Origin of the sequence: Clostridioides sp. ES-S-0048-02 (assembly GCF_020658495.1) — a bacterium.
Lineage (GTDB): Bacteria > Bacillota > Clostridia > Peptostreptococcales > Peptostreptococcaceae > Clostridioides.
Genome location: NZ_JACVWH010000022.1, coordinates 36,913 through 43,293 on the forward strand (window position 1 = coordinate 36,913; position 6,381 = coordinate 43,293).

Annotated in this window: 5 protein-coding genes; 4 read left to right on the forward strand and 1 reads right to left on the reverse strand. The window is 27.9% G+C overall.

From position 1 onward, the window contains the following. Positions 1-8: 8 nt before the first annotated feature. Positions 9-1,067, reverse strand: coding sequence for a DnaD domain protein (locus IC173_RS17950; RefSeq protein WP_227436525.1), 1,059 nt, complete (start codon positions 1,065-1,067; stop codon positions 9-11). Positions 1,068-1,191: 124 nt separating this feature from the next. Between IC173_RS17950 and IC173_RS17955 the strand changes: the two genes are divergently transcribed. From IC173_RS17955 to rlmH, 4 genes are all read left to right on the forward strand, one after another. Continuing rightward, a complete protein-coding gene (locus IC173_RS17955; protein WP_227856001.1) occupies positions 1,192-2,655 on the forward strand; it encodes a M1 family metallopeptidase in 1,464 nt (487 codons plus the stop codon). A gap of 84 nt (positions 2,656-2,739) precedes the next feature. Then, complete coding sequence (locus IC173_RS17960) at positions 2,740-3,537, forward strand: MBL fold metallo-hydrolase (protein ID WP_227436522.1); 798 nt, start codon at positions 2,740-2,742, stop codon at positions 3,535-3,537. A 12-nt stretch (positions 3,538-3,549) separates the two neighbouring features. Then, positions 3,550-5,652 carry an EAL domain-containing protein gene (locus IC173_RS17965; protein ID WP_227483323.1) on the forward strand — a complete coding sequence of 701 codons (2,103 nt, stop codon included), beginning with the start codon at positions 3,550-3,552 and terminating at the stop codon, positions 5,650-5,652. A 68-nt stretch (positions 5,653-5,720) separates the two neighbouring features. Beyond that, positions 5,721-6,200, forward strand: coding sequence for a 23S rRNA (pseudouridine(1915)-N(3))-methyltransferase RlmH (rlmH, locus tag IC173_RS17970; protein ID WP_227436517.1), 480 nt, complete (start codon positions 5,721-5,723; stop codon positions 6,198-6,200). Positions 6,201-6,381: the final 181 nt, after the last annotated feature.

Here is a 6,381-nt window from a genome sequence, read left to right on the forward strand (position 1 = left end):
TTAATCACCTACTTAAACTTTTCTTTTTGACTTTTTTTAATAATTTCATCGAGTTCATCAGATGTATATTGAGTAAATGTTTCGTTGAAATTATGAAACTTAGTTTTCTTGTAAGTATTGTTGTTTTGAGTAGTATTAATCTGCTTCTTATTAATATTCTCCTTAACTATACGTTCTTCCTCTTTTTGCTTTAAATCATTTAAATTTTTTATATTTTTTTCGTGCCAATTTTTAATTATTCCATTTATATAAGATATACTTGGGTTTGGTATATTCTTAGATTTAGAACATGCATTTACTATTAAGTCCATATCCATGTCAAATTTATCAAACCAAGCATCCATGAGTTCTTTTTCTGATTTCGTTGCTTGTCTTGAAAATCCCAATTCATTGAAAATAGTTTTATATAAAATATATCGTTCACTTCTAATCAAGAAGCTGTCTTCAACATCTTTTGGGGTATATAAATTTGAATCATACCAGTTTCTAATAATGCCTTCGATGTATTTAACTGGTTTAGATGTACCAGTTTTATCTTTAACATATTCATAAGCACAAAGTATCATATCAGGGCCCATGTTGTATTTATTCATTATATCCATAATACTTATTTTTTCACTTGGGTCAAGATATCGACCAACTATTTTATTTATAGAATTGAACATCTTTCTAATACTTGGATTTTCAGAAGTAGATACAACTTTATCTGTATTAGATTTTACAGATGAATTATTACCTAATATATTTTCGATATAGAAATTTTTTAAATCTAAAAATTCTATTGAATAATTAAAATTATCATATTCTCCATTATCATGTATTTTTATAATCTTTTTTTCTTCCCAGAATTTCCAAGCAGATAGTACATCAGACAAAGGTATATTTAGGTTCTTGGCTATTGAGCTATTGTCAAACTTAGGATTAGAAGTAATATCACATGCCTGTCTATAGCCTAAAAGATAAACTTTTACGTATAACCCGTCCGCCATTGGCATAAATATATCTATAAAGATATTGGGAATAGTGATTTCACCTAAATCTATTTCATTGCTTTCTTTGAAAAACATTTTATCACCTCAGATTAAATTATATCATTTTTTGTATTACATTTGGTTGTAAACAAATAAAAGGTCATAAGATTAGCATGTAAATATTTTCTAAAAGTATTCATTTTAAAAAGGAGGAGATATTTTGGTTATAAAATTCAACCAAAAAGTAAGAAGAACATTATCAGTAGCAATTTTATTTATGGTACTAATAATAGGTTGCTTCATAGAAAAGGATGACAGTTTAGAAACGTACAAAGAAAAATCTAATTCAAAGATAAATCAATATAATATGGATGTTATATTTGATGATGAAACTAAGAGGTTAATGTGCAATCAGAGTGTTGAGTACATAAATAAGACAAAATCAAACATGGATAAAATATATTTCCATATATATCCGAATGCTTTTTCTAAAAAAGAATTTGCTCCTTTTGAAAAAGGTGAGATGACAAGAGCCTATCCTAATGGATTCAATGAAGGATATATAGATATAAAAAACATACTAAATAATAGCAGTAAAATGGAATATAAAATCAAAGGAGATAAAAATGATATACTAGAAATAGAATTGGGGAAAGAGTTAAAGCCAAATGAAAAGATATCTCTGGATATAAAATATAACGTAAAAATACCAAACTCAGTGGGAAGGTTTGGATATGGAGAAAACACTATAAATATTACTAATTGGTTTCCTATAGCTTGTGTTAATGATGAAAGAGGATGGAATCTAAAGAGTTATGAAACTATTGGGGACCCATTTTATAGTGAAACTAGTGATTTTCATGTGAAACTATTGATTCCAAATAAGTATAAGATTGCTCATACAGGTAAACTTGTTAATGACAAACATGATAACAAGAAAATGTTGTATGAGATAGAAGCTGAAAACGTTAGGGATTTTGCATTTATATTAAGTAGTAAATTTGATGTAAATAAAGTTGACTCAAAGGGTGTAGCTATTAGTACATACAATTTAAATAAGAAACTTTCTAGCAGAGCAACAGAGATTGCAAAAGATTCAATAAATATATTTAGTGCGTTGTTTGGCAAATACCCATATAAAGAATATTCTGTTGTAGCAAGTGATTTCTTTATAGGTGGAATGGAATATCCAATGCTTGTTATGATAGACCAAAGCTTATATAATGAAAAAAATGAGTTTTTACTTGAGTATGTTATAGCACATGAAACAGCGCATCAATGGTGGTATTCTGCTGTTGGAAATGATGAAATAAGTGAACCTTGGTTAGATGAAGCACTTACTGAATATTCTACAATAGTTTATTTTGAACAAAAATATGGAAAAGAAATGGCAAATAAACTTATAAAAACTATGCAAATACAAACAAAGAGTTATTTGAGTGAAAACATATTTAAACCATCAAATGAGTATAAAAATTCTACTGAATACAGTTTAAATGTTTATACAAAAGGAGCAACAGCTTTTAATGAAGTAAGAAAAGAAGTTGGAGATAAGGTATTCTTTGAAACACTAAATGAATATTACAATAAATACAAACATAAAAATGCCAATGGAAGAGCTTTTGTAGAGTTATGGAACAGTAAAGGGGTAGATATAAATAAGATTATAAGTGAATACAAGTAAATTTCGTACAGAGTATTAAATTTTATTTAATACTCTGTTTTTTTGGTATAATATAATTTATAAGGCAGAAAAAGAGGTGAAATAATGCTAAAGTATTGTTCAGTGGGAAGTGGTAGTAGTGGAAATTGCCACTATATAGGATATAAAAATACTAATATACTGGTAGATGCAGGATTAAGTGGAAAGAGAATAACTACAGGTCTTAAAGACATTGGAGTAGATTCAGATAAATTAAAAGGGATATTTATAACTCATGAGCATATTGACCATATAAAAGGGGCAGGTATATTGTCAAGAAAGTTTGACATACCAGTGTTTGCTAATATAAAGACATGGTGTTCTATGAAAGACAAGCTTGGTGATATTAAGGACAAAAATATGAAGGTCTTTGAAAATGATAAAACTTATTCATTAGGAGATGTTATAGTAAGACCTTTTTCAATAGAACATGATGCAGCTGACCCAGTTGGATATAATTTCTATACAGAAAACGATGAAAAAATGTCTATAGCTACTGATATAGGGTGTATTACTGAAAATATAAAAAAACATCTATATAAATCTAAATTAGTGGTATTAGAATCAAATTATGACCCTAATATGCTTATGATGGGTTCATATACATATGCTTTAAAGAAAAGAGTAATGTCAGATACAGGACATTTATCTAATGAAGATGCAGCAAATTTCTGTGTTGAACTTATTGATAAAGGTACAGAATCTATATTATTAGCACATTTAAGTAAAGAAAATAATTTTCCAGAATTGGCATATGAAACTTCAAAGGGAGTATTAGCATCAAACGATATAGTAGTTGGGCAAGATGTAAAACTAGATGTATTATCACGCAATGATGTTTCTAATGTTTATAAGATGAAGTAGAGGTGAATAACTTTGCTAAAAAGAAATTTCGAAAATGTTGAGGATAATAAAATCTTATATTCTATAAAGCAAGGGATGATTTTAGCAATACCTGCTATTATGACTGGTTCAATTGCACTTGTTATTTTGAATCTTCCAATAAAAATTTATCAAGAATATATAGCAAGTTTATTTAATGGTGAGATTTTAAATATGCTTACATTTATAAATGATTCTACCTTAGGAATTATCTCATTAATAATATTGTTGACAATAAGTTATAGCTATGGAAAAATCTATGGGAGCAAGTATACAGTACTTGTTCCTATAGTTGCAATGTGCTCTTTTTTAGTATTTTCACATGGTAGTGAAATAGATTCTTATGTGGAGATATTTAAAACAAAGTGGTTGTTTACAGCTATTATTGTTTCCATAACGTCTTCTATGTTATTTGTAAAGCTCACAGAGTCTTTTATAACAAGTGTAAAGTTTCATACAGAGGGGGCTGATGCTGATTTTAATATGGTGGTTTCAGCTATAATTCCATTTATAACTGTAGTATTTTTATTTTCTATTTTGCGTGTAATAGTAATAAATCTAATTGGAAGTTCAAATTTTCAAGATATATTTTATAATTTATTTTCAAATATATTTAATAGTATGGGAAGAAACCTTATGAGTGCTTTGCTATTTATATTTCTAATGCATTTTATGTGGTTCTTTGGTATTCATGGAAGTAATGTACTTGACACAGTTGCAAAAAATTTATTTGAAAATGGGATGGCAATTAACATAAATTTAGTTAATAATAATCAATTACCAACAGAAATTTTTACTAAGACTTTTTTTGATACAATGGTTTTATTTGGTGGATGTGGAGCTTTGTTGTGTTTAGTAATTGCCATTTTTCTTAGTGAGAAACGTATAAATGTAAGAAAGCTGGCTAAAATTGCTTCAATACCAGCTCTTTTTAATATAAATGAGATGCTAGTTTTTGGGATTCCAATTGTTTTTAACTACATCATGTTTATACCATTTATAATTACACCTATGATTCTAACAATTACAAGTTATGTAGCTATGTCTACAGGTATTGTACCTTGTACAGTTTCTGCAGTAGAATGGACATCACCTATATTTTTAAGTGGATATATGGCTACAGATTCAATAAGAGGAAGTTTGTTGCAATTGTTTAATTTGTGTGTAGGAGTTATGATTTATATTCCATTTATAAAGATGTCACAAAATAGATATATTTACATGTTTAAAAATAATATAGAAAATTTAACAAATTTAGTAAAAAGATGTGAATTAACAGGAGAACAACCAAATATTTTAAATCATAGTGGAAAAATAGGTTCAATATCAAAAATGCTAGCATCAGATTTAAAGTTTGCTATGAAAAAAGAAGATATAGAGATTTTTTATCAACCACAAGTTAATTATGATGGGAATATTGTAGGAGCAGAGGGGTTACTTAGGTGGAGGCATTCAATAGGTGGATTTATTTATCCGCCACTTGTTATACTTTTAGCTAAAGAAGAAGGTTTTTTAGATGAACTTGGAGAGTATATTATTAATAAAGCATGTGTTGATTTAAAGAAAAGTGAAAGCTTATTAATAAATCCTATTAAATTTTCTGTAAATATATCTCCAGACCAACTTAATGCTCCTAATTTGCCAGAGCAAATAAAAAATATAATTGAGAATAATAATATCAACCCTAATATGCTTGGTATAGAAATCACAGAGCAGGTTGCATTGTCAGGTTCTCAGATAATTATAGATCGAATAAATGCAATACATGATTTGGGTATAAAGCTTATTATGGATGATTTTGGAATGGGACACAGTTCCCTTGTATACCTCCAAAATAATAATTTTGATATAGTTAAGTTGGATGGTTCACTTGTTAAAGAGATACTTACAAACAAAAGAAGTAGTGAAATCATAATGTCTATTGTAAATCTTTCAAAAAACCTAGATTTTGATATAATCGTGGAGTATGTTGAAAATTTAAATCAGAGAGATAAGTTGTATGGCTTAGGATGTGAAATATATCAAGGATATTATTATAGTAAAGCTATACCTTTTGAGGAGTTTATAGATTATGCAAATCGAGAACTTGCTAAATAGTCTTACTAACAGTTTGTAAGTTATATTAGTATATAAATTTGTAATAAGATTAAGTTTAGGAGAAGTATATGAATATAAGTATAGTTGTAGTAGGTAAAATTAAAGAAAAATATTTAAAGTTAGGTATTGATGAATTTAGAAAGAGGCTTTCTAAGTATTGCAAGTTGGAAATTATAGAGTTAGATGATGAAAAAGCTCCCGAAAATTTAAGTGCTAAGGAAATGGAAATTATAAAAGATAAAGAGGGAAAGAAGATTTTAGGTAAGATAAAGCATAACAGCTATGTTATAGCTCTTGCTATTGATGGAAAGAATTTGTCTTCCGAAGAACTGGCTAAGACTATGAGTGATTTAGCAGTTAGAGGTAACAGTAGTCTTTGTTTTATAATTGGAGGTTCTCTAGGGCTTTCTGATGATGTTTTGGCTAGGGCTGATTATAGATTATCTTTTTCTAGGATGACTTTTCCTCATCAGATGATGAGGTTGATATTGTTAGAGCAGATTTATAGGGCTTATAGGATAAATAATGGAGAACCGTACCACAAGTAACGGAGCACGGTTTTTGAAGATAAATAAGAAGATAGTAGAAACATACTATCTTCTTATTTGAGACTGTAAATTAATTTGTGCTTTTAAAGATAATTTCTACTTTATAGCAACAATTATTTATTTACTATTAATATTTCCCAATATATGAATTTTATTCTAATAAATTGTAAAAAATATATAC

What these genes read in the sequence shown, in the direction of transcription:
- rlmH (WP_227436517.1), top strand. Translation starts at nt 5,721, where the DNA reads ATGAATATAAGTATAGTTGTAGTAGGTAAAATTAAAGAAAAATATTTA.
- IC173_RS17960 (WP_227436522.1), top strand. Translation starts at nt 2,740, where the DNA reads ATGCTAAAGTATTGTTCAGTGGGAAGTGGTAGTAGTGGAAATTGCCAC.
- IC173_RS17950 (WP_227436525.1), bottom strand. Translation starts at nt 1,067, where the DNA reads ATGTTTTTCAAAGAAAGCAATGAAATAGATTTAGGTGAAATCACTATT.